At 64.0% G+C, this 21,826-nt stretch carries 24 protein-coding genes; 10 read left to right on the top strand and 14 right to left on the bottom strand.

Going from position 1 to position 21,826, the window contains the following annotated elements:
- On the top strand, positions 1–456 hold a 456-nt coding region (locus tag ACESNG_RS21090; RefSeq protein ID WP_373070691.1), incomplete at its 5' end, for a hypothetical protein.
- On the opposite strand, the gene ACESNG_RS21085 is transcribed toward ACESNG_RS21090, so the two are convergent.
- On the bottom strand, positions 443–1,510 hold the full coding sequence (locus ACESNG_RS21085) for a phytoene/squalene synthase family protein (protein ID WP_373058615.1): 1,068 nt from the start codon (positions 1,508–1,510) through the stop codon (positions 443–445). The genes ACESNG_RS21090 and ACESNG_RS21085 overlap by 14 nt on opposite strands.
- A 106-nt stretch (positions 1,511–1,616) precedes the next feature.
- Between ACESNG_RS21085 and ACESNG_RS21080 the strand changes: the two genes are divergently transcribed.
- Complete coding sequence (locus tag ACESNG_RS21080) at positions 1,617–3,257, top strand: FAD-binding oxidoreductase (RefSeq protein ID WP_373058617.1); 1,641 nt, start codon at positions 1,617–1,619, stop codon at positions 3,255–3,257.
- Between the two features lie 101 nt (positions 3,258–3,358).
- Here ACESNG_RS21080 and ACESNG_RS21075 read toward each other — a convergent pair whose 3' ends face one another.
- Entirely contained in the window at positions 3,359–3,850 is a 492-nt protein-coding gene (locus ACESNG_RS21075; RefSeq protein ID WP_373058619.1) for a MarR family winged helix-turn-helix transcriptional regulator, read from the bottom strand.
- Positions 3,851–3,958: 108 nt separating this feature from the next.
- Between ACESNG_RS21075 and thyX the strand changes: the two genes are divergently transcribed.
- Positions 3,959–4,726 (top strand): FAD-dependent thymidylate synthase, encoded by a 768-nt coding sequence (thyX, locus tag ACESNG_RS21070; RefSeq protein WP_373058621.1) that lies wholly within the window; start codon positions 3,959–3,961, stop codon positions 4,724–4,726.
- Between the two features lie 37 nt (positions 4,727–4,763).
- Here thyX and ACESNG_RS21065 read toward each other — a convergent pair whose 3' ends face one another.
- The 9 genes from ACESNG_RS21065 to ACESNG_RS21025 all read right to left on the bottom strand — a co-directional run bounded on the left by ACESNG_RS21065 (position 4,764) and on the right by ACESNG_RS21025 (position 12,182).
- The gene (locus ACESNG_RS21065; RefSeq protein WP_373070689.1) at positions 4,764–6,683 is read right to left on the bottom strand and encodes a hypothetical protein; all 1,920 of its coding nucleotides are present in this window, start codon (positions 6,681–6,683) and stop codon (positions 4,764–4,766) included.
- A 2-nt stretch (positions 6,684–6,685) separates the two neighbouring features.
- Positions 6,686–7,861, bottom strand: a complete 1,176-nt coding sequence (locus tag ACESNG_RS21060; RefSeq protein ID WP_373058625.1) for a PilW family protein — start codon at positions 7,859–7,861, stop codon at positions 6,686–6,688.
- A complete protein-coding gene (locus ACESNG_RS21055) occupies positions 7,858–8,274 on the bottom strand; it encodes a prepilin-type N-terminal cleavage/methylation domain-containing protein (RefSeq protein ID WP_373070687.1) in 417 nt (138 codons plus the stop codon). The genes ACESNG_RS21060 and ACESNG_RS21055 overlap by 4 nt, the downstream gene beginning before the upstream one ends.
- Positions 8,271–8,846 carry a Tfp pilus assembly protein FimT/FimU gene (locus ACESNG_RS21050; RefSeq protein WP_373058629.1) on the bottom strand — a complete coding sequence of 192 codons (576 nt, stop codon included), beginning with the start codon at positions 8,844–8,846 and terminating at the stop codon, positions 8,271–8,273. The genes ACESNG_RS21055 and ACESNG_RS21050 overlap by 4 nt, the downstream gene beginning before the upstream one ends.
- Before the next feature lie 577 nt (positions 8,847–9,423).
- Positions 9,424–9,825, bottom strand: coding sequence for a hypothetical protein (locus ACESNG_RS21045; protein WP_373058631.1), 402 nt, complete (start codon positions 9,823–9,825; stop codon positions 9,424–9,426).
- Positions 9,809–10,105, bottom strand: coding sequence for a hypothetical protein (locus ACESNG_RS21040; protein ID WP_373058633.1), 297 nt, complete (start codon positions 10,103–10,105; stop codon positions 9,809–9,811). The genes ACESNG_RS21045 and ACESNG_RS21040 overlap by 17 nt, the downstream gene beginning before the upstream one ends.
- Before the next feature lie 172 nt (positions 10,106–10,277).
- Positions 10,278–10,880 carry a GTP-binding protein gene (locus ACESNG_RS21035; protein ID WP_373058635.1) on the bottom strand — a complete coding sequence of 201 codons (603 nt, stop codon included), beginning with the start codon at positions 10,878–10,880 and terminating at the stop codon, positions 10,278–10,280.
- Positions 10,881–11,033: 153 nt separating this feature from the next.
- Complete coding sequence (locus ACESNG_RS21030; protein WP_373058637.1) at positions 11,034–11,591, bottom strand: hypothetical protein; 558 nt, start codon at positions 11,589–11,591, stop codon at positions 11,034–11,036.
- A gap of 111 nt (positions 11,592–11,702) precedes the next feature.
- A complete protein-coding gene (locus ACESNG_RS21025) occupies positions 11,703–12,182 on the bottom strand; it encodes a hypothetical protein (RefSeq protein WP_373058639.1) in 480 nt (159 codons plus the stop codon).
- A gap of 84 nt (positions 12,183–12,266) precedes the next feature.
- Between ACESNG_RS21025 and ACESNG_RS21020 the strand changes: the two genes are divergently transcribed.
- The 4 genes from ACESNG_RS21020 to ACESNG_RS21005 all read left to right on the top strand — a co-directional run bounded on the left by ACESNG_RS21020 (position 12,267) and on the right by ACESNG_RS21005 (position 16,540).
- Positions 12,267–14,201, top strand: coding sequence for a DUF1800 domain-containing protein (locus ACESNG_RS21020; protein ID WP_373058641.1), 1,935 nt, complete (start codon positions 12,267–12,269; stop codon positions 14,199–14,201).
- Positions 14,202–14,215: 14 nt separating this feature from the next.
- Entirely contained in the window at positions 14,216–15,511 is a 1,296-nt protein-coding gene (locus tag ACESNG_RS21015; protein ID WP_373058643.1) for a DUF1501 domain-containing protein, read from the top strand.
- Between the two features lie 114 nt (positions 15,512–15,625).
- Entirely contained in the window at positions 15,626–16,000 is a 375-nt protein-coding gene (locus tag ACESNG_RS21010; RefSeq protein WP_373058645.1) for an AAA family ATPase, read from the top strand.
- Positions 16,001–16,159: 159 nt separating this feature from the next.
- Complete coding sequence (locus tag ACESNG_RS21005; protein WP_373058646.1) at positions 16,160–16,540, top strand: hypothetical protein; 381 nt, start codon at positions 16,160–16,162, stop codon at positions 16,538–16,540.
- A gap of 240 nt (positions 16,541–16,780) precedes the next feature.
- Here the strand turns inward: ACESNG_RS21005 and ACESNG_RS21000 are convergent, their stop codons facing one another.
- Entirely contained in the window at positions 16,781–16,969 is a 189-nt protein-coding gene (locus ACESNG_RS21000; protein WP_373058648.1) for an agmatine deiminase family protein, read from the bottom strand.
- Here ACESNG_RS21000 and ACESNG_RS20995 point away from each other — a divergent pair.
- From ACESNG_RS20995 to ACESNG_RS20985, 3 genes are all read left to right on the top strand, one after another.
- On the top strand, positions 16,887–17,258 hold the full coding sequence (locus ACESNG_RS20995) for a hypothetical protein (RefSeq protein ID WP_373058674.1): 372 nt from the start codon (positions 16,887–16,889) through the stop codon (positions 17,256–17,258). The genes ACESNG_RS21000 and ACESNG_RS20995 overlap by 83 nt on opposite strands.
- A gap of 372 nt (positions 17,259–17,630) precedes the next feature.
- Positions 17,631–17,834 carry a type II toxin-antitoxin system VapB family antitoxin gene (locus tag ACESNG_RS20990; RefSeq protein WP_373058650.1) on the top strand — a complete coding sequence of 68 codons (204 nt, stop codon included), beginning with the start codon at positions 17,631–17,633 and terminating at the stop codon, positions 17,832–17,834.
- A gap of 7 nt (positions 17,835–17,841) precedes the next feature.
- A complete protein-coding gene (locus ACESNG_RS20985) occupies positions 17,842–18,222 on the top strand; it encodes a PIN domain-containing protein (RefSeq protein ID WP_373058652.1) in 381 nt (126 codons plus the stop codon).
- Here the strand turns inward: ACESNG_RS20985 and ACESNG_RS20980 are convergent.
- Together ACESNG_RS20980 and ACESNG_RS20975 are read right to left on the bottom strand one after the other, a co-directional pair.
- Positions 18,203–18,562 carry a hypothetical protein gene (locus tag ACESNG_RS20980; protein ID WP_373070685.1) on the bottom strand — a complete coding sequence of 120 codons (360 nt, stop codon included), beginning with the start codon at positions 18,560–18,562 and terminating at the stop codon, positions 18,203–18,205. The genes ACESNG_RS20985 and ACESNG_RS20980 overlap by 20 nt on opposite strands.
- Before the next feature lie 360 nt (positions 18,563–18,922).
- On the bottom strand, positions 18,923–21,670 hold the full coding sequence (locus tag ACESNG_RS20975) for a TonB-dependent receptor domain-containing protein (protein ID WP_373070683.1): 2,748 nt from the start codon (positions 21,668–21,670) through the stop codon (positions 18,923–18,925).
- Positions 21,671–21,826 lie beyond the last annotated feature (156 nt).

The following is a 21,826-nucleotide window of genomic DNA, read 5'->3' as shown; positions in this document are numbered from 1 at the left end:
CGTCACGATCCGTTCGGCAACTTTCTCCGCTCGTTCGGCGTGGGCGGCCGCCGCTTGGATCTCGTGCGCGTGGATCAGATGACGGCCAGCGTGACGGCAGTCGACAACACGCGTAGCGTGGTCCGACTCGACGCGGACATCGCTGGCATGCGTCGCACGCAGCGGAACCAGGCGGTCGCGCTGATGGCGCTGCTCGTGTTGCTCTGGGGCGTGGCGGCGGTGCCGGTGATGTTTCTGGTGAGTACCGGCGCTGGTACCGGCATTCTTGCGGGCATCTCGGCGTTTGTGGGCGGTGCCGGCTTCTTCGTGTGGCGCGCGCTGCGGCGGGCCTATCGAAACTCGGTGGACCGCATGCATCTACGGCTCGAGCAATTGCTCGACGAACTGGAGCAGGACCGGCTTCGAGAGCCACTCAATTTGCTGCAGAAAGTCGTGGGGCAGATTACGGCGCGGTAATCAGCTCCAGCACGAACACGCGGCGCCGCACGCGCTCCACCAGCCAGCGTACGCCCATGTTGCTCATTACGAGCATCGAACCCGTCATCAGCAGCGACTTCACTTCGCGACGCGAGATCTTGACCGAGCCACCGGGCTTGAGCATCGCGGTGCTCTGCACAAGATCGCGTAACGTGGCGTAAGCCAGCAGCAGCGGTAGAATGCAGAACAGCCGAATCGAGATGGCGCGCCGCGGAATGAGCAGCAGATACATCCGCGCCTCTTCAAGATCGTGCCACGCCAACGAAATGAGTTGTGTGAGCGCTTCGCGGTTCTTCGCGATGAGTTCGGGCGCGAGAATGCGGCTCTGCGAGCTGCCGTGCGCGCGCAGCAATTCCTCGGGCACATACACCGAGTTCTCCTTCTCCGCATCGACGGCCACATCTTTCAGGATGTTCACCGTCTGCAACGCCTCGGCGAAGGCGCGGCACCGCTCGCGCAGAATCGCGTACCGCTTGGTGCCGATACTCTTCGAATGTTCGTGCCAGAGTTCGGTCAGCATGTAGCCCACCGTGCCCGCCACGTAGTAGCAGTACTCTTTGTACTCGTCGACCGTCTGAATGCGAATGCCGTCGGGGTAGAGCAGCACGAACTTCCGCATCCCGATCGCCATTTCGGCCACCCACTTCTGCACCACAGCGCGCGTTTTTGGCGGCAGCACCGAGAAGTGCGCGAACACGAGGTCGGCATTGAGCGTGAGTGACAGATGCGCTTCGTTGCCGACCAGCGGCTTCACACCGTACAGAAATCGCGCGAGCGCCGCCTGGTCATCGAAGGCCGCGAGGAAGTCGTCGAACAAGGCGGCCTTGACCTGCGGATCGATCGCGGGCGCGTCTTCGACGGTATCGGCGATGCGGCACAACAGATAGGCGTCGAGCACCGCCTGACCGAGCGCGCCGGGCAGCACTTTGATACCGAGCGCGAAAGTGCGCGACACCGCCGGCAAGATCGCCTCGCAAAAGCGGGCGGCATCGCGCTGGGCGAGGGCGGCGGAGACGGCAGTCGGCAGGGTCATATCGTGCAACATACGATGGTCGGCGGCAGTGCGTCACCAAGTCTGGACTGCGAGGCGTCCAAGGGAGGCCTTGCCGCGGCCGCCTGGAGGCCACGAGGTTCCAGTGGTGATCGAGTCGCCTCCAGATTTCCGTGGTGTGTTTCGCACCGACCTGCTCGCCCGTGCGCTGTATGCCGAGGGCGCCGGGATCGCGCGATGTGTACCAGCGGCGGTGGCGGTGCCGGCCGACGTCGACGATGTGCCCGCGCTGATGCGCTGGAGCAAGCGCGAGGGTGTGGCGCTGATGCCGCGAGGTTCGGGCAGCGGCATGGCCGGTGGCGCCGTGGGTCCCGGTGTGATTGTCGACCTCAGTCGCCTGCGTGAGGTGGGCCGCGTAGACGTGGACGGGCGTCGAATCCGGGTCGGCACCGGAGTCACGCGAGGCGAAGTCGATGCCGCCGCGCGGAGAGAAGGGCTGCGCTTCCCGGTGGATCCGTCGAGTGGCGCTTTTTGCACCATCGGCGGCATGGTGGGCGCCAACGCGGCGGGCGCGCGCTCCCTCAAGTTCGGCGCCACGCGCCCCTGGGTGCACGGCGTGCGCTGTGTGTTCGACGATGGCACCGACGTGTGGATCCGACGCGACGCGTCTTGGCCGGTGGGCGTACCGGCGGTGCGACGTCTGGCCGACGCGATGGCTCAGATCGTCGCTCAGCTCGGGCGGGAGATCCCGGAGCACGCACTCGTGCACGGCGGCGTGCGCAAGGAATCCTCGGGGTACGCCATTGCCGAGGCGCTGCGCGCCCACGGGCATCTGGTGGACCTGCTCGTCGGCAGCGAGGGCACGCTCGCCATCTTTACCGAAGTCGAGCTTTCGCTTCTGCCCGTGGCCGGGGCGACGGCCACCATTCTGGCCATCTTCGATTCGCTGGAGGCGGCAACCGCCTGTGCCGTCGAAGCGCGCATCGATGGCGCTACCGCCTGCGAACTGTTGGATCGCACCTTCCTCGACGTCGCGGCCACCGATGGCCCCACAGGAATTCCACGGCACGCCGAGGCGGTGCTGCTGATGGAAGTCGAAGGGGAGTCAGCCACGGCGGCGCTGCACGCGATGACGCAGCTGGAGGCGCGCGCCACGCGGCATGGCGCCAGCGAGGTGCACACCGCGGTCGAGGCCGAGGAAGAGCATCGGATATGGGCGCTGCGTCATTCAGCAAGCCCGATTCTCTCGCGCCTTGCTCCACGACTGCGTTCCATGCAGTTCATCGAAGATGGCTGCGTGCCTCCTGACCGATTTCCCGATTACGTGCGGGGCGTCCGTCGTGCCCTCGATCATTTCGACATGCCCGGCGTCATCTTCGGACACGCCGGTGACGCACACGCGCATGTAAACCCGCTGGTGGACGTGACGCGCAACGGATGGCAGGATCGCGTATACGGCATTCTCGATCGCGTGTGCGAACTGACGGCCGCCCTTGGCGGCACGTTGGCGGGCGAACACGGCGACGGCCGCCTGCGGGCGCCATTGATGGACCGCGTGTGGGGCCTCGAGGCGCGCGCTGCGTTCGCGCATGTGAAGGACGCGGCGGACCCGTCGGGGGTGCTCAATCCCGGCTGCAAGATCGCGCGCGATGGCGACCTTCCGTTCGCGGGGCTCCGCCACGATCCCGCCGCCGAGCCACTGCCGGCGGCGGCGCGGGCGGTGCTCGATGACATCGAGCGGAGCAGAAGCTGGAATCGCTACCGGCTGGACGGCATTCCTGAGTCATGACGAGCGGGTCTTCGCGGACTTCACGCGAAGCTCGCGGAGGACGCGAAGAAAAGCGAACGCGCGATGCGGTACCGTGGCGCTATTATGGCTTAATGATGGCTCTATGAATCGATAAACTCAGCACGTAAAGCGGCCAGGATTGACAACAGCGAGGCGCGCTCTTCCGGCGTCAGCATCGCCATCATGCTGATGTCCGTGGCGTCGATCTGTGGGTCCAGCGTGGTCAACAGTGCCTCGCCTTGCGTGGTGATCCGACACAGGACCTGACGTCGGTCTGGCCGGGAGCGATCCCGGGACACCAGCGTCGCTTTCTCCAGCTTGTCGAGGAGACGGGTCACGGTCGACCCTTCGTCGATCATGCGATCGCGGATCGCCAGCGTGGGGAGCCCATTGTCGCCGGCGCCCCGCAGGATCCGTAGCACATTGTACTGCGCCAGACTGATCCCATGTGGTTCGACGACCCTCGCGAACCGCCGACTCACGACGGACGCCGTGCGCATGAGGGCGATCGTAGCCTCCTGCGATTGGGAGCGGAACGGCCGCGATTGCTGAATCTCTTCCTGGAGCGTGCGGTCAGCGGTGCGTTCGGTCATGGAAGACGGCTGAAAGGTGCGAACTGACGGTAGATGCGCCGACGATATTGGCGATATTACCTGAATACTGTGCCGCCGCCAGCGCCTCATTCACCCGATTTCTCTGCCATGCCGCTCTCCGACGCCGCGATCCTTCGCGAGCCCAAGATCACCGTGCTTGCTCGTCCCCAGTTCGTCGAGGCCAGCCATCTGCCCGTGCAGTGGATCGGCGAGTCCACCGACGGTGAGCGGCTTGCTGAGTTTGCCGGCCGCCTCTGCTACATGAGTCAGCGGAATCCGGCCGGCCGGACCACGCGGGATTATCTCGAGAACATCAAGAAACAGGGGCACGGCAGCGTGCTCGAACACGCCAGCTATTCGATCCTGTTCGAAGGGGTGAGCCGCTCGCTCACACATGAGCTGGTGCGTCACCGTGCGGGTTTCGCGTATTCGCAGCTTTCGCAGCGCTATGTCGACGAGAGCGACGCGCAGTTCGTGATGCCGCCGGCGATGATCGGGGACGAACCGCTCGAGCACGCGTGGCGCACGCAGGTCACCAGCGCGGTGGAGAGCTACATCTCACTGGTCGAGTCGCTGATGACGCGGTACGCCTGGGTGGACGACAAAGTGCATCGCCGCAAAATGGCGCGTGAAGCTGCGCGCGGAGTGCTGCCGAACAGCACGGAAACGAAGATCGTGGTCACGGCCAACGCGCGCGCCTGGCGCACGATGTTGGAGCTGCGCTCGAGCGAGGGGGCCGAGCTCGAGATTCGCCGGTTGGCGGTGATGGCGTTACGCGTGCTGCAGCACGAGGCGCCGGCGTTCTTCAGCGACTTCGAGATTTACGAGGGCGCTGATCGCCGGGAAGCGGCCCGGATCGGTTACCACAAGGTGTAAGAAAGAGCGAAGAGCTCTCGGTTCCACTAGGCACCACTCACCGACGTGCAAACCAGTCGGTCACGTTGAAGCCTTGCGGATCGAGCTCGAAGAACTGGCTCATTGTCCAACGCCCAGTGGTCGGGAAGTACGGTGGCGGATAGTTCATGGAGCAGCGATTGAACGAAATGTCGCTGACGTAACCGTGTAAGGCGCCGTCATTCATCGTTCCACCTTGTCCGGTTCGCGACTGAATGCGCCCGCCGACTTGGCGGACGAAGCCGCGATTGACGTAGTTCGCCGCGGGGAGTGACGCTGGCGGCGCTGGCCGTTCGGTGCCAATCGAACGCAGGGCGAGAATCGTAGCGTGCACGTTAAGGTCGGGGCGACTCGTCGACGGACTGAAGTCCTTGCGGGGCAGCAGCCAACCCGCGCCGCCGGTCGAGTTGTCTCGACGCTGCTGTGGCGACTGCAGCATGTTGTCAGCCCACAGGACGTTCTCAGCGGAGAAGATGCCGACGATGTCGTCATCGGGTTTGCACGCACCGGTTGTCGTACCCGGATTCGTGGCCTGCATCAGGTCTGCGAGGACGACGGTGTTGTTGCGACTCGCCAGTGTCACGCGACCGCGGACCGTGCCACTCACACCTACGCGGCCCTCCACGAAGATGACGCCTCGGAAATTCGGATTGTAGTTGGCACTCAGTGGCCACAGAAACGCCCCGTCAGGGCGCGCCGCCACGGACGCTGGCACCGAGCCGCTAGTGCGCAGGAGCCAATCGCCGGCGAGATCGGTAGGCGTAAAGAGACCGGTTGCGTTCAGACGCGGATCGCCGCCCAGAAAGCATCGCGCGTTAGCGTGATCGAACGCCGATTGTTTCCGCAACATACGGGTGCGATAGTTGGACCCGCCCGCTTCGGCCACCAAACTAAACGGTGTCGGTACGGTGGTCAGCGCGCCAGCCGAGACGGTCACGCCGCAGTTCCATGAGGAGAGCGTGCTATCCTGCCCCCCAACCGCGCCCGGGGGTGGCGCCGGTGTTCTTGCCATCGCGTAGCCCGCACCCCACGCCGAGTTGGCGCGCACCTGATACACGCGGAAGTAACCGTCGTCTGGTCCAGTCGTGTTGCCGTCCCCGTCCACATCGATCGCCACGAACTCGATGCGCATGGTGGTCAGCGCGCTGTCGCCCGTCACCACGGTTGGCGTGAACAGGTATCCGGCACGCTGCGCAATGTCGCGGAGGATGTTGAGATCCGCCGAACCAGGAAGGGCGATGGGCGCGATGATCTGGGCTTGGCCCTTGTCCCACTGCGCGGAGGTCGCGTTCACCACGCCGCTCGCCGTGGTGACGACATCTTTGAAAATCGCCTGCGGCGGCGTGCCGCTGAGGATGTAGATAGTGCTATTCGAGTGAAACGGCCCGCTGGCAGTCCACCTGTTGGCGAACCACAGAATCCCACCACTCGCGGCACTACCGTCGTCGGTGAAGAAAGCGTAGCGCGCAAACGATTGCTGGTACACCAACGCACGACGTATGGCCACATTGCCGCTGGCATCCACGGCCTGCGAAACGATCTCCGCCTGGACGCCGAACTCACCGGCGTTGCCAAGCGAATCCGGATTGCCGATACGGCCAACCCACGTTGTGCGGCGGATGCCGTTGCCGTACAGCACGCCGGCATTTGTCTCGAGTGCTCGAAAGCCCGTGAGCGGTACCGAGTCGAGACGGGCGTTCAGTCGATTGCGCGTTTCCTCGATCCCAGAGAGCGCCGCATCATCAAGCGACGCCGATCGCTCGCTCGCGGCCTGCGTAAGCGTGCTACCCATAACGAGCATGGTCGAGGCGAGCGCCAGTGTCATGGCGACGACGGCGACAAGCATCACCGTGATCAGCGCCATGCCGCGACGCGCGCGTACCAACCGACGGCGTGTGGGCTGTACGGCGTGCCGTGGAGAACCCAAGGAGAGAGACATGTTCATGGCACCACCGTTGTACCAGAGACGGCAAGCGACGAGACATTGGGTGTACAGTCCTGGACGGATAACGCGTAGCGGTACGTCCCCGGACGCATCGGCATCCCGTTGTCCTGCACACTGTAGGTCGCGGCCTGCGTGGCGGCGATGGTGGAGATCGGCTCTCCCCAACTCGTGGCGCCGACCAGCTGTCGCCAGAGGACGTAGCGGATGGCATCCCGCTCACCGGCCCCATCGTCCACGGCGCGGCTCCACGTGATGCGAACGAGGAGACTGTCGGTGCGCCACGTCGCCGTTGGCACCGACGGCGTGATCGGCACGCGACCGCAGGCGCGCGACTGACGCGCGTGCGCGACGTTCGGCATAGGGACGAGGTAGCGTACCACTTCACGTACCCCGCCGCGCGCTGGCGTCACCTCGTACGTCACTTCGACGGCGCGCAACGCATCGATGCGCGTGGAGATCGCGGTGCCCGTGTCTGTATCGAGACCGCGGCGCGGCACAGACTTCGTAAGCGGGAGCCACGAGCGAGGGATCGTATCAAGATTGGGATTCAGCGCACCAAACTCCGACGGATCGTAGTAGTAGCGCAGAAACGGAATCGACGGCGAACGACGGAGACCCGTCGCCACCAGCTCGGGCGACTGGTCGTTTACTTGCCGCCACAGCGCGTAGGTGCCGGCGAGGCCCGCCGTGTCCGGCACGAAGCGATAGCTCACCGTCTCGGCGTCGCTGTTGATGAACGCCGAGGGGGACACCGAGTAGCTTCTCAATGGATAACGGAACGTCGGGTTCGAAGCTGGCACCGTGAACTGCCGTTCGAGCGTGACGGCAGTAATCTGCGATGACGGCGCAAACTGATCGACATAGACCGCACCAGTCAGCGCGACCGAGTCCTTGCTGTTCGTCGTCAGATCACTGTTGAACGCGAAGGCACTGTCGTTTGCCAGTACAATCGTAGGCTGCTCTTCGGTGACGTTCGTCCCCACGGTGCGTAGCTCCTGCCGCAGCAGGTCGCGACTGAAGCGCCCGTTCTGCACAGCAGCACTGCGGTCCGAGAGTACGCGAAGCCCCTTGCCTTGCGTCGCGAGGAATCCGATCGCACCGCTGATCACGAGACCGAAGATCACCATCGCGATCAGCAGCTCGATGAGTGTCATGCCGGCACGCGCTTTCATGGCGCCGCCACCGCGATCAATCGTTGCACCGGCGCGGGAAGCATGCCGCCTGGAGCGGCCGTGACGGTCACCAGGACGCGCTTGATGCGTCTCCTAGACGTCGTGTCGACGCTCACCGTCGTTTGCGTGACGAGGCCGTCGCGGGTGCCGTTGTAGGCCGCGCCGGTCAGGTTTTCGAGCGTACTCCATGTGGGCCATGCCCGGGCGAATCCGATCTGGACGTCGGCGCGGGCCTGCGCGCGTGTGCGCAGGTTGGTGTCGCCGATGGACCGCTGCAGCCTGGTCGTGCCGAGCGCCATCGTGAGGATGACACCAGCCAGAATCGTCATCGCAATGAGCGTCTCGATCAAGGTGAAGCCGGCGCGATCGCGTGGTCGGCGCACCACGCGCGAGGTAACCACTTTCGCTCTCATCGGCGCTCCCATCCGGACGCGTTGAAAATGAATACGGTCGCGCGCGCTGTCGCCCGATCGAGTTGTAGTGCGCGCGTGTCCGTGTCGCCGCCGACACCGGCGCGGGCTCGGCGGGCGGTAACGTACAGGGTAACGCCGCGATCCACCGATCCGCTGCGTGTCAGCAGCAGCGTGGGGAATCCCCCAGTCGTTCGCATCGCGGGCACCTGCGCGGTCGCACCGCCCATGGCGGGCACTCCGCTCCCCCGACCGAACACCACACGCTCAGCCAGCAAGAACGGTCGCGTCTTTTCCCCGGCGTCGGCAAGGAGATTGTTGTTCGTATCCCACACCGTACGCACGACGGCGTTCGTGGTATCGAACTGGACCAGAACATTGTGCCCACGAGATACGGATTCACTGCGCGCCGTCATTAACGCAAAGGCGATCGTACGCGACGCGGCATCGACCTGCTCACGTTCGACCCGAATACGTGGCAATACCACGGCCGCCAAGATGCCGATCATCGACACCACGATTAGCAGTTCGATCAGCGTAAAACCAGCGCGTCGTCGCGATGTAAGAGCGGGCAACCGAATTCCTCGAGAGTTGTGAAGCTTCCCGGAGGACGAGCGCGTGCACTTTCTCGCAACAGTTGGGAAATTGTCATGATATATGCCGGAGGCGTAACGGCGACGCTACGCCTCGACCGTATCCGGTTCCTTGGAATACGCCGCGACGATCTTCTGCGCCGCCTCGCCTGGAACCTGCTCGTAGCCTTTGCATCTCCGCACGAACTACCCATGGCCGTGCGGGAGTGAAAAAAGCTGCGTAGCGTCAAGGTGAAGTTGATATTGGGGGACCACCGCCCGCACGACGATACGATCACCGTTGGTGTCGGTGCCGATAATGTGGACACGGCAAGCGGAAAGATCACCGAGGACATCGCCCAGGAAGCGGTCGGGCTGTGATTTCGAGGAGGCCCAACGGCTCGAGCAGTACGGGGCGACAGCGCGGGGCCGCCGCCTTGAAGGCGATGACACCCGCCATCTTGAAGGCCTTTCGTTCGAGTCGACCGCGTGCGTGGAGCCGTTGTGCAGCGCCGCGCGAAAGTCCACCAACGGGAAGCCAGCCAGCACCCCCTGCGCCACCAGCTCCTGCACACCGCGGTCAACAGTCTGCTTTTATGGCGACCTTACCCTCGGCCTTCGCAGTCCGTGTTTCGCGAAACGCGATGCGGGGTTTCGCGAGTTCGGCCTGCACGCTGAGTTTGCGACGAAGCACCGTCATCGGCACCTCGAGATGGCGCGCACCCATGCCGCCCACGATCGTCTCGTGCGTTTCCTGGTTGTAGTGCACGCTGAACGTCGGGGCCTCGTCGTGCAGTCCGTGGAGACCCAGCTGCAGCGTGTCCTCGTCGCCGCGAACGAACGCGCGCACGGCGAACTGCACCACCGGCTCGGGGAACTCGATGGGCGCCAAACAAATCGGATGTGCAGGCGTGGAAAGGGTGTCGTTGGGGTGCGCGCTGCGCAGCTTGGTCACGCAGCCGATGTCACCGGCGTGCAGCATGCCCACTTCTATAACGCTCGCGACCGGAGAGCGCCCGAAAGTAGCTTACGTCGCCCACATGTGGTTTGGCCAGCGTCTTCAACACCAGCGCGGCGAAAGGTCCGTCGTCTTTCGCATGCCGTTGGATCGCGTGATGCCCCTCGGCGCCGGTGAGTGCGTGAATGTCTTCCATCTCGTATGCATTCGGCATGAGCTGCACGAGTTCCGTGAGCAGCGCACGCACGCCGATCATGCTGTCGGCAAACGCGCAAAAGAGTGGGAACGAGTCGAGTCGCGCCATGGCGTCCTTCCTACCGTGCAGCTTGGAGATACCGCTCGAGCAACGCGTCGTACGTGGCGCTGATGGTTTCGATGAGGGCCTCACGGTAGCGCGCGAAACGTTCCTCGCAATCGGCGGGCACATCCGCCTCTACGAACTCGCCTTGCGTAACGCTCGTGTGCCTGTAGGCGCTTTAAGTAAACAGGTTAATGACGCCACGGAAGTTGGCTCCGGCACCGAGCAAGATCTTCACCGGCACGACCTTGGTCGTCAAGCGCTCTTTGATTTGCCCGTAGATCCGATCGAAGTCGGCGAGTTCCTTGTCCATCATCGATACGACGAACAACACGGGATCTTGCTTGGCCATGGCGGCGCGAAAGACGCGCTCTGTGCCGACCTCGACGCTACTCGCGCCTCCGATCACACAGAGGGCGCCGTCCGCCGCAGCCAGTCCGGCGAGGGTCTTACCCTGAAAGTCGAGAGAGCCCGGCGTGTCGATGAAATGGATCTTGGTGTCCATCCATTCGGCGAAGGCACAACCGAGTGCGATGGAGTATCTCCGTTCGATCTTCTCGGGGAGATGGTCGGTCAGTGCGGTGCCGTCACGCACGGTGCCGTGGCGCTTCCCCGATCCTGCCGCGAAGCAGAGCGCGTCCACCAGACTCGTTTTTTCGCTGCCGCCGTAGCAGATCACGGCGACGTTCCTGGTGCCGGCGCTATCGTACTCCCGCAGGTCCCTGCTTCTCGACGCCGTTCGTTTGTCTGCCCTCGCGAGTCGAGGGTCGTTGGGCGGCACGAGGGCTGGTCGACCGCCTCGAAAAGCGTGCGGCGGGGGCGGAAGGGGAGCAAGTGAGCTCAGCCGGACGAAATACCCCGGTAATACATACGGGCCGCGATCACCTGAGGTGGTCGCGGCCCGTGATCCTGCGCAGACGAAGAAAGTGTGAACTCAGTCTCCCTCGACTTCGAAAGTGAAGGCATCAGCCTGCCGGATGGAATCCAGCCAGCTTTCGACGCCGGCATCGTCTTCCAGCGAGTGTCCGGCTCCGCCGGACGCGACCGCATTGGTGGAGACGAACGAAAAGCTCAATGCCCGATCGGTGCCTTCGGGCCAGTCCGGCATGGCCAGGCCAGCCGCGACGCGCCGCAGCGTCGACCCACACGCGCCGAGCAGCTCGGAGGCACGTGCCTCGAGTGTCAGCAACGGGATATCAAGATCCTGCGTGACCAGCCGACCCGTCGTTCCATCCCGCCACGCCGAATCACCGACCGCACCGCGGTCCGGCCAAACGCCCAAATGGCGCACGACTCCGGTGTGTGCTTCCAGTCGTTCACTCTCGACGGTGGCCGCGAGGGCCAAAGCCAGAGACTGCGCGTCGGCGACGCCGTACAGCGTAATAACTTCACGCCGCGAGCGGGTGCCGAAGGGAAGCACGGGAATCGAATTCACGTGCGCAACTACTGGCGAATCGCTCGGACGCGCCTCGAGTCGTACGAGGACGTCCATGTTCTTACCTCCATGAGAAAAAGGACGAGAGCTGACGAGGAGATCGGTCCGGCACGTAGGCCGTCCACGTGAAGGACTGACCACCTTGTGATGAGCAACACCGACTGCTCGTCAGTCGTGTCGTTCGCCGATGGCAACCCACACGCTGCCAAGCAACGCGACCGCTACTGCCGCTCCAATGACAACCACGCCCGGTAGCGTTCCCGTCACCGCGTAACCAATTCGTAACGAGGACGGGAGCACCCACAGCGCGAGCATTCCGTACGCCGCCGCGGCGAGTACGGCCGCTGTGACGCGCGTCAAGCCCCGCCAAGGGAGCACAAGTAATGCAAGGAGCAGGCCCCAACCCGTGGCGATGACGAGGTGATGCAGATAGCCGAGGGCGACGGAGGTGAGTGGGGCGGCCGACGAGGCCACGCCGAAGCGCTCGAGCAGGCCTCGACCAGCCAGCCGAAAGACGCGCCCCGCTTCGCCCTCGCGCCAACCGAGGCCGAGCAGCGCACCACCGGTCGCAATCGCGGTGAGGGTGCCGGCCGCGAGCGCGGCGTCGAGGAGCTGAGTGAACCGGCCGTGCGCGGTACCGTGAGCCATATTCGAAGAAAGTTAAAGGACGGCGCGATTAACGATGCCGCGAACCTTCCGTCATAACGGAAGACTTCACTCGAGGGTTCACGCGTGCCGATCTTCCGCCCGTCTTTCCCACCTGCGTTAGCCCTGTGGGTGGCCGTATTCGGTTTTCTGGGCTGCGCCACTGGCGCTCCGCCGGCGTCCATTGTGCCCGGCGCGTCGGTTTCGTTGGCCGCGCAGAGTGCTTCCCGCGAGCAGACGGCCGATCAGCAGGTGCACCATGTGCTCAATCGCCTGGCCTTCGGCGCCCGCCCGGGCGACGTAAACGCGGTACGCGCCCTGGGCGTGGATGCCTGGATCGACCGCCAGCTGTATCCCGAGCGCATCCAGGACGCCTCCATCGAGCAATTCGCCGCCAGTTTCACGACCCTCGGCAAGACTGGCGAGCAGCTGTTGGCCGATTATCCGCCGCCGGCGGCCAAGTTGGCGCAGCTTCAACGTAAAGGCGGCACCCTGTCGGCGGCCGATTCCGTCGCCCTGAAGAAGCAGGGGCGCGACTCGTACGCGTTCCTGGGAGAGTTGGCCTCGAGCCGGGTGGCGCGCGCCGTGATGAGCGAGCGTCAACTGAACGAAGTGATGGTCGATTTCTGGGAGAATCACTTCAACGTGTTCGCCGGCAAGGAGCGCACGCGGTACTTCCTCCCGGAATACGACACGCAAACGATCCGCCCCCATGCCCTCGGGACATTCCGCGAGCTGCTCGGCGCCGTGGCCAAGAGCCCGGCGATGCTCTATTACCTGGATAATTGGCAGAGCGTGGCCGACAGCGGCCGCCCGACGTTGCGAACCGCGCCGCGTGCGGTAAACGCGCGTCAGGCGGCCCGTCGCGCGGCGGCGGTGCAACAGCGCGTCGCGCAGAATCCGCAGTTGCAGCAACTGATGCAGCGACGGCGTGGGTTGAACGAGAACTACGCGCGTGAGCTGATGGAGCTGCACACACTCGGCGTGGACGGCGGCTTTACGCAGCAGGATGTGATCGAAGTGGCGCGCGCGTTGACCGGATGGACGATCGCGCGCGGGTTGCAGGGTGGTGGCTTCGCCTTCCGTGGTGAGGTGCACGACGCCGGCGCAAAAACCATACTTGGCAAGTCGTTCGCGGCGAACAAGGGCATCGAGGAGGGCGAGGCCGTGCTCGACATGCTGGCGTCGCACCCGAGCACCGCGAAGTTCATTGCGACCAAGCTGGCGCGTCGTTTCGTGAGCGATACACCGCCAGCGGCGTTGGTGGAGCGCGCCACCGACACGTTCCGTCGTACCAACGGTGACATTCGCGCCGTCGTGCGCACGATCGTGACGAGCCCCGAGTTCTTCGCGTCGGCGAGCTATCGCGCGAAGGTGAAGTCGCCGTTCGAGCTGGTGACGAGCACGTTGCGGGCGATGAACGCGCAGCCCGATGCCACACCGCGCACCATGCAGCTGGTGAGCCGGTTGGGTCAGCCGATTTTCGGGCATCAGGCGCCTAACGGCTATCCGGAAACGGGCGACGCGTGGATGAACACCGGCGCGATTCTCAATCGGATCAACTTCGGACTGGCGGCAGCGTCGGGTCGCGTGCCGGGTATTCGGTTGGCGGCGTGGCCACTGACCGCGCAATTGGCGAGTACGGCGCGCGAAGCCCAAGTGGACGGTGTTCTCAAGGAGTTGTTCGGCGGTGCGGTGAGTTCGGACACACGGCAGGTCCTGCTGACGGGCACCAATCCGTTTCTGCAGCAGCATGGCGGCGCGAGCGACTCGCTGCTCGTGGCCGACGACGATACCACGATGATGGGGGGCATGGCCGGCGAGGACCGCAAACAAGCGGCGAGCGAGCGGCGGGCCGAACGGCAACCGGCGGCGCAACAGCAGAAGATGGCGGGTCGCGAAGCGGTGAAACCGGAGCGCGCCGGCTCGCTCACGCAGTTGATCGGCACATTACCGTCGCTGACCGGATTTGCGCAGATCGTCGGCCTCGCGCTCGGGGCTCCTGAATTTCAACGCCGCTGAGCGAGGAGGTTTACATGTCTGTGTTCAAGAATCCCGTGAATCGCCGCGTGTTCCTCAAGGGCGGCGCGCTGTCGCTGGTCACGTTGGGCCTTTCGCCCAGCTTCCTGCGGCGCACCGCGCTAACGATGGAGTTACCGCGCGCGGTGCGCGGCAAAACGTTGATCGTGCTCTTTCAGCGCGGTGCGGCCGATGCCCTGAATGTGCTCGTGCCGTTCGGGGACAAGCACTATTACTCGGCGCGACCGCAGCTCGCCATCGCCACGCCGGCCCGCGCGGGTGCGACGGCGAACATCGCGGGCGCGATCGACCTCGATGGGTTTTACGGACTGCATCCCTCGCTGGCGTCGTTCAAGCCGTTGTGGGACCGCGGCATGCTGGCGCCGATCCATGCGGTGGGAAGTCCGAGTGCGACGCGCTCGCACTTCGATGCGCAGGACTACATGGAAACGGGCACGCCCGACCGTAAGGGCACGACCGATGGTTGGCTCAATCGATACCTCGCGGTGGAAGGGACGTGTGAGGCGAAGGCGTGCACGCCCGCACCTTTTCGCGCGGTGTCCATGACATCGCAGACGCCGCGCATTCTGGAAGGGGCGAGCCCGGTGGTGGCGATGAACTCCATCGACGAATTCTCGATTCGCACCAACGGTGGTGAAGCGCAGCGTCGTATCGAGGCGTTGTACCGCACGGGTTCGTCGGACCTGGTGCATGGCAGTGGCAGCGATATGTTCGAGGCACTGAAAGTGCTGCGCGCCGCCAACCCGCAGCAGTATCGACCGACGGCCGGCGTGGAGTATCCGCGCTCACAGTTCGGGCAACGGCTCTTACAGATTGCGCAGCTGATCAAATCGGATGTGGGGCTCGAGGTGGCCTTCGCCGACGTCGGCGGATGGGACACGCACGTGAATCAGGGCGGCGCCCAAGGGCAACTGGCGACGCGTCTGGGCGACTTCTCCCAAAGCATCGCCGCGCTGGTGGCCGACCTGGGTGACCGCATGGATGACGTGGTAATTCTGACGTGCTCGGAGTTCGGCCGCACGGTGCGACAGAACGGCACCGGTGGAACGGACCACGGTCATGCGGGCGCGATGTTCGTGATCGGCGGGTCGCTGCGTACGAAGAAGAAAGTGTTCGGCCGCTGGCCGGGGCTGGCACCGGAACAGCTGTATGCGGGGCGTGATCTGGCACTCACCACCGACTTCCGTGCGGTATTCAGCGAGATCGCGGCGAAGCACCTGGGGGCGGCGCAGCTGCCGAAGATTTTTCCGGGGTACAGCGGGTTCGAGAAGGAGTGGCTGGGGGTGGTGTAGTTCAATGCGGTACGTGTCAAAGCGGCGACACAACACGTCATTTGCCGTGATGATCAACGGCAAGTACGCATCCAGAAACGAAAACTGCGCAGACCCCTTACGTCGTCGCCAAGTATGTCGCCCGCGATGCGTCGCGTGCTGATCATCGGGTCGGTCGGTGCCGAGAAATTACCGGTAGCGACTGCACTCGGCGCGCGACTCGCAACTCCCATCATCCATCTCGACGCACAGTTCTGGCGCGCCGGCTGGGTGCCCACGCCCCCCGACGAGTGGCAAACTCGCGTCGCCGAGCTGGTGGCGCACGAGGCATGGATCATGGACGGCAACTACGGCGGTACTCTGGACCAGCGGTTCGCCGCGTGTGACACGGTACGTCTGCTGGATTTGCCACGTACGTGGTGTCTGTGGCGCATCGTGCGACGCGCACTTCGCTACGGCGGTCGTTCGCGCCCCGACATGACGCCCGGATGCCCAGAGCGCCTCACGTGAGACTTTATCTGGTGGGTGTGGACGTATCCATCGCGCCGACGACCGGGAGCCTCGAGGCTTTAATCCTGCGACGATGAGCGGCACGGCCTCCGCCGTTCCGGCTCGTCGGTCAACATGCCTTCCACGACCTCCGGCGCCTCCTCCCCGGTTTCTACGCTGATGATGCGCGTATCGACCCGGTCGCTCCCGCCCTCCAAGATACCGAACGGCGGCGGCGTCCGATTGCCCTATCGCGGCTTCTGGGTCGTCGAATATGCGGCCGGACTTCTCCATGCGCGCAAGGATCCGGTCACGCAGCGGCGTTTTCAGCTGCGCTTGCGCCAATTGGTGCTGGCTTGCGGCCCAACCAAGTACTTCGGACGACTCGAGATCTTCCAGCCAGCGATACGGGTCGACCACGACGGTGTGTTGTTAGTTGTCCGTTACGCTGACAATGCGCGGTGGCGGATACGCCAAGGCGTCGCCAGACGGTGGTGTGCGATTGCAGGCGGCGAAAAGCATGGCTGCGGCCACCGCGACATGCCAAGTGGGTGCGCTTAGGCGGGGAAGGCGCGCAATCGCTGAGCGGGAGTGGTCATGTTTCATACGAGCGTCATGGTGTAGAGCGGGCACTATCGTTTCCAGCTAGGCAGTTCGCGTTGCGCGCAGTGAATCGCGACACCTCTCCTGTTGATTCGCAACGAGTACATGGAAACAACCTGCCAATCAGGGAAGAGTCGAATTGCGATAGAACGCTGCCTACTGCGGGAAGCTCCAGACTTGAATAAGCCCCAGCGCAAGCTAGATGATTTTCCGAGCGCCCATCGTGCGTTGGAGTTCACCCTCGATCTGCGCACGCGTCTTCGTCGGGTAACGCTGGAACGTCATCTCCCTGATGATCAGGAACGTGCCCTTGCCATTGGCGTCGATGCCGCTGGCTTCACCTGCGAATTCGCTGGCGATCAGCGGTGGCCGCAGTCGTTCGGCCAATCGCTCCTCTCATGAGGCCAGACTTCTTCTGGAACTCCATCACGGGCGGATTCGCCGACGGTGGAAGCCGGCCACGGTTCGTATCGATAAAATCGACGACGTGGAGCTTGTCCGCGTCGTCTTTGACGAACATCACATAGTCTTCAACGTTGTCGTCGATGAAGAGATCGATGCCGAACTCGATGTCGTCGACGTTGATCCGGTCCGCTGCCAAAAACTGCGAGCCTTCGCCTTCTTCGGTTCAAACGCCACATTCATCGTCAGTTTGCGTGCGGTTAACGCGCCTTGACCATCGCGGATGGCACCGAGTCGCGCCGTCCCTCGCCAAATCACGTGAACCACATGCGTTCGCACGGCTCCCACTCGACTGGCAGGCGAAGGTTCTGACTGAAGCGTGGCTCTGACTTTGGACGAGGTCGACTTCGAAGATATTACCGGCGCCTTCGATAGGGCGACGATGAGCGGCACAGCCACGGCGGATCGTTGTTCCCCGTCAGACGGCACTCGCGTTCCACTCACGCGAATGGCTCGTCCGGGCTGTCAAGGGCGCCACGCACGCAGGCTTCTGCTGGGAGCGGACTGACCGTCGCGCTGCAGGCCATCCCGTAATAGTATTCCGAATCATCTTGATTTGGATTCCGAATTTAGCAATATTTGAATCATGAAGACTACGGTGGATATTCCCGATGAGGAACTCGAGGATGTGATGCGCTTTACGCGCGCGACGACCAAGCGTGAAGCCATCGTGACCGCGATCACCGAGTTCAACCGGCGGCGGCGGATGGCGGAATTGGTCAAGCGAGCGGGAACGTGCGATGACCTTCTGACCGCCGACGAGTTGCAGCGTGCGCGCCGAAGCGAGTAGGCTGGCCGTGCGGCAAGTCCTTATCGACACCTCATCGTGGATTCATTTTCTTCGCCCCGACGGTGACACATGGGCGCGCGATCGTGTGTCGGCGGCGCTCGAGGCTGGAGCAGCACGCTGGTGTGCGATGGTGCGCCTGGAGCTTTGGAATGGGGCGCGCGGTGAGCGAGAGAAGACGGTGCTGCGGGAGTTCGAGCGCCTGGTCCCTGAACTCGCCACGAGCCCCGCTGTCTGGGAGGATGCCTTTGCGTTGTCCCGTCGCTGCCGTGCGGCCGGAGTCACCGTGCCGTCAACGGACGTGCTCATTTACGCCTGCGCGACGCACCACGGTGCCGAAATCGAGCACTCGGACAGTGATTTTACGGCGATCAGCGGTATCCCGCGTTGACGGCCGGTAGCTGACTCAGCGGATCTCGAATGTGATGGAGGCCCACTTCGACTCGTAGTCGACTCGGCCATGAGCTACGGCAGTCCTGTGGATGAACTTGACGTACCAGCGCCCGGCTTTCCCATCGACCAGACAGCGAAAATGCAGATGCCGTCGCGGCGAGACACTGATTGAATCCCTTTGCTTCGAGCCGAAACTCCTTGGGCTTGGTGAAAAGGCCGGCCACATACGTGCCGGCGTCGCCGGTAGTGTACTCGAGCCACGTGGTGTCGCCGCGCGCATCCCACTGCGCACTATCGATCGGTGTGCGACCGCTTGGCGTCGTGACGCTCAGCTGCACAACACATGCCTACTCGATGGAATTCTCGCTCGTCGAGAACGTGCCGTTCAACACGGGCATACGGATCGAGGTTTTCGGCGCCACGTAGTACGAGGTCAATCGCCAGAACATGTCATGCGCGCGATTGGCTGGGGTAGCTACGCGGCTCCTCGTTCGACGGATCTCTTGTTTCGGCTCTTCGAGATGGGCAGGATTCGGTGGAGGGCATGAGCTCGCCGATGCGGCTCAACCGCACGGACGAAGATCGCGAACGTGCCCTTCGCGTGCCGGTCGCACGACAGCAACGGGGCGCTTCCGCGTAGGAAACGCCCCGTTGTGCGACGATCGGAGCCGACGTCGGGCCCGAGTCCTGCCAGCCACTCAGAGCGAGTAGCCGACCCGCGCGTACACGTAACGGCCGTTGAAGCCGAACGGCGACAGTCCGGAGTACCGATACACGCCGAACGTCCCCTGTCCGGCGTAGTTGGTGGCCACGTCGCCGCGATCCATGTTCTGGTCCGGGTATACGTCGAAGACGTTGTCCGAACCGATCGTGATCGTGGTGCGCTGCAGCAGCTTGTACGAGGCGCTCAGGTCGCTGATGAACTTGGCGCTATAGGTCTGGTCGGGCACCTGCCTCGCGGTGCCGGTGGCGCGCAACGCAATCGACGTGACTTCGCCGAAGCGCTGGGTGCGGGCCGTGATCATGAGGTTCTTTCGCTCGTACATGCCGGTGAGCAGCAGGTTGTTGCGTGGCTGGCCCACCTCGATGCGGCCACGCTCGGCCTGCCCGAACAGCTGCTCGCCGAGGTTGCCAAGCTGCGGCGGCGTGTTCACCACGACCCTCGTCACCTTTGTCCTGTTCTGGTTGTAGCCGGCGGTCAGGGTCAGCAGACCGTTGCGTTTGAGGTCGATGCCGTAGTTGGCCACCACGTCGAGGCCGGTGGTCTTGGTGTCGATGGCGTTGGTGAAGTAGCGGCCGCCGTTGACTGCGGGGAGCCCGTTCGCGGCAAAGAACGCCTGGATGCCGGCGCCGATGAAGTTCTCCGATAACACGACGCGGTCGCTGATGGCGATGTCGTAATAGTCGGCCGTGATCGTGAAGCTCTTGGTGGGCTGCAACGTCAGGCCCGCGCTCAGGTTGACCGAGTTCTCCGGCGTAAGCGCACGCGCGCCCAGCAGCTGCGCTTCGCGGCTGGCTACGGGAAGCGTCTTGATGTCCACCGGCAGCCCGTTCACGAACGTGGTGGCCTGAGACGTGAAGAAACTCTGTTGCAGCGACGGAGCACGGAAGCCCGTGGCGGCGGCGCCCCGCAGCGCAATCTTGTCGGTGAAGGCGAAACGTGAGGTGATCTTGCCGGTGGCCTTCGACCCGAAATCACTGAAGTTCTCGAAGCGGCCCGCCACCCCCACCAGCCATTGCTTGGTGATGTCGCTTTCCAGGTCGACATAGCCGGCGAAGGCCGTGCGGCTCTGGTCGACGGCGTCGCTGGGCGTGAACCCGGGGAACACCTGGGAGCCGGGCAGCGCCGGTGTGGTATTGCCGGCGGTATTACGCACCGGGGTGCCGTTGATGTCCAGCACCGGCGAACGTCCGTTCACCCAAGAGGCTTCCTCGCCCGCTTCGATGGTGTAGTTCTCCCAGCGCACTTCGGCGCCGCTGGAAACGCGCAGCGGGCGGTTTTGCACCTGGAACTCACGTGTCACGTCGAAGTTGGTGAGCGCTTGGCCAAAGCCCAGCGTACCGGCATCGAACGTGGTCGGGCTGCTCAGCCCCATCGAGGCGTTGTTGGAGTTGCTGACGATGACCTGGAAGGCGTTGCCGCCATACACCTGGCTCAGATCCCAGTCCCACCCCTTGGCCGACCCCTTCGCACCGACGCCGACGGACAGGTCGTCGATATTGCTCTCGATGTTCGGGAGGAAGCCATTGGGGTGGAGCTTCGCCACGACCTGAGTGGTTTGTACGGGGCGACGGAAGAATCCGGTCGAGCGTCCGTCGCGTCTCCCGAACGACCCGAATCCATACAGTTGCAGCGACTCATTCACGTTGTGCGCCGCATTCACCATGCCGACCACGTCGGCAGTGGCGGCATCACCCGACCAGAACGTGGAGCGATTGGCGGTGGCTTCGCGCGGATCGTTGGCGCCGAACTGCACGCGCGGATCGCCGAACGAACGGTTGGTCATAGCGCGATTGCGGTACTCGACGCCAGCGTGCAAGAAGCCGCCATTCGACCAAGTGATGCTCTGGTCGGCCGCAGCGGTCGAGTTGCCGCCGTCATTGCGCTTGCCGAGTCCTTCGACGTCGGTGTTGAACTGACCGAACTGCACGGAGGCTCCTCCGGGGCTCGCGCCCTTGAGGATGATGTTGATGACGCCGGCGATGGCATCGGAGCCGTACTGTGCGGCCGCGCCGTCGCGAAGGATCTCGATGCGGTCGATCATCGAGGCCGGAATGGCGTTGATGTCCACCGCCGACGTACCGCGGCCGATGGTGCCATTGTTGTTGATCAGGGCGCTCGTGTAGCGGCGCTTGCCGTTCACCAACACCAGTACTTGGTCGGGGGCCAGGCCGCGCAGCGTGGCCGGCCGTACGTGGTCCGTCCCATCGGACACGGATGGGCGCGGGAAGTTCATAGACGGGGCCGCCGCCTGCAGCATCTGGGCGGTTTCGACTCGACCGGTGGCACGCAGTACGGTGGTGTTGATGACGTCGATCGGCACCGGACTGGAGACAATCGTGCGCTCCCCGCCGCGCGACCCTGTCGTGGCCACAGCCTCGAGCTGGGTAGTGGACTTTTCCAGGGAAAAGTTCTTCGTGACAATGCCGCCGGACGTCACGACCACGGTTTCGATCTTGCCGGCGTACCCGAGCATGCGAACCCGCAGCTCGTACGTGCCGGGGCGGAGCGAGAAGCGGAAGCTTCCATCAGCCCGGGTGAGGGCGCCAATTTGCAAGCCCACAATCCCTACCGAAGCACTTTGCAATGGATCGCCCGCCGGGGCCACTGTGACCTTGCCCTGCACCGTTCCCGTGCCTTGGGCCTCGAGGATCGAGGCACCGCCCAACGCCGCCAGGCATCCTGCCGTCATCCACCGAACCACACTGCGTCGTACAAGTTGCATGCGACATTCTCCGATTGAGGGGAAACCAGCGCCTCGACCCTAGGAAGCGCCGGTATAACATCTCTCCACGCGCCTCGTCCCGCAATGACGGCGGACGGAACCGTGGGTGGGCGGTGCCTGTGCAGGAGATTCTGGTGCTCGACCTCCGCAGGCCCG

Source organism: Gemmatimonas sp. (assembly GCF_041689975.1).
GTDB lineage: Bacteria > Gemmatimonadota > Gemmatimonadetes > Gemmatimonadales > Gemmatimonadaceae > Gemmatimonas.
The sequence above is the reverse complement of the archived record's forward strand: the minus strand, read 5'-3'. Positions and strand labels throughout refer to the sequence as shown.

What these genes read in the sequence shown, in the direction of transcription:
- ACESNG_RS21045 (WP_373058631.1), bottom strand. Translation starts at nt 9,825, where the DNA reads ATGCTGCACGCCGGTGACATCGGCTGCGTGACCAAGCTGCGCAGCGCG.
- ACESNG_RS20975 (WP_373070683.1), bottom strand. Translation starts at nt 21,670, where the DNA reads ATGCAACTTGTACGACGCAGTGTGGTTCGGTGGATGACGGCAGGATGC.
- ACESNG_RS21005 (WP_373058646.1), top strand. Translation starts at nt 16,160, where the DNA reads ATGATGCGCGTATCGACCCGGTCGCTCCCGCCCTCCAAGATACCGAAC.
- ACESNG_RS20990 (WP_373058650.1), top strand. Translation starts at nt 17,631, where the DNA reads ATGAAGACTACGGTGGATATTCCCGATGAGGAACTCGAGGATGTGATG.
- ACESNG_RS21075 (WP_373058619.1), bottom strand. Translation starts at nt 3,850, where the DNA reads ATGACCGAACGCACCGCTGACCGCACGCTCCAGGAAGAGATTCAGCAA.
- ACESNG_RS21065 (WP_373070689.1), bottom strand. Translation starts at nt 6,683, where the DNA reads ATGTCTCTCTCCTTGGGTTCTCCACGGCACGCCGTACAGCCCACACGC.
- ACESNG_RS21025 (WP_373058639.1), bottom strand. Translation starts at nt 12,182, where the DNA reads ATGGCTCACGGTACCGCGCACGGCCGGTTCACTCAGCTCCTCGACGCC.
- ACESNG_RS21015 (WP_373058643.1), top strand. Translation starts at nt 14,216, where the DNA reads ATGTCTGTGTTCAAGAATCCCGTGAATCGCCGCGTGTTCCTCAAGGGC.
- ACESNG_RS21085 (WP_373058615.1), bottom strand. Translation starts at nt 1,510, where the DNA reads ATGACCCTGCCGACTGCCGTCTCCGCCGCCCTCGCCCAGCGCGATGCC.
- ACESNG_RS21040 (WP_373058633.1), bottom strand. Translation starts at nt 10,105, where the DNA reads ATGGCGCGACTCGACTCGTTCCCACTCTTTTGCGCGTTTGCCGACAGC.
- ACESNG_RS21010 (WP_373058645.1), top strand. Translation starts at nt 15,626, where the DNA reads ATGTCGCCCGCGATGCGTCGCGTGCTGATCATCGGGTCGGTCGGTGCC.
- ACESNG_RS21060 (WP_373058625.1), bottom strand. Translation starts at nt 7,861, where the DNA reads ATGAAAGCGCGTGCCGGCATGACACTCATCGAGCTGCTGATCGCGATG.
- ACESNG_RS21030 (WP_373058637.1), bottom strand. Translation starts at nt 11,591, where the DNA reads ATGGACGTCCTCGTACGACTCGAGGCGCGTCCGAGCGATTCGCCAGTA.
- ACESNG_RS21055 (WP_373070687.1), bottom strand. Translation starts at nt 8,274, where the DNA reads ATGAGAGCGAAAGTGGTTACCTCGCGCGTGGTGCGCCGACCACGCGAT.
- thyX (WP_373058621.1), top strand. Translation starts at nt 3,959, where the DNA reads ATGCCGCTCTCCGACGCCGCGATCCTTCGCGAGCCCAAGATCACCGTG.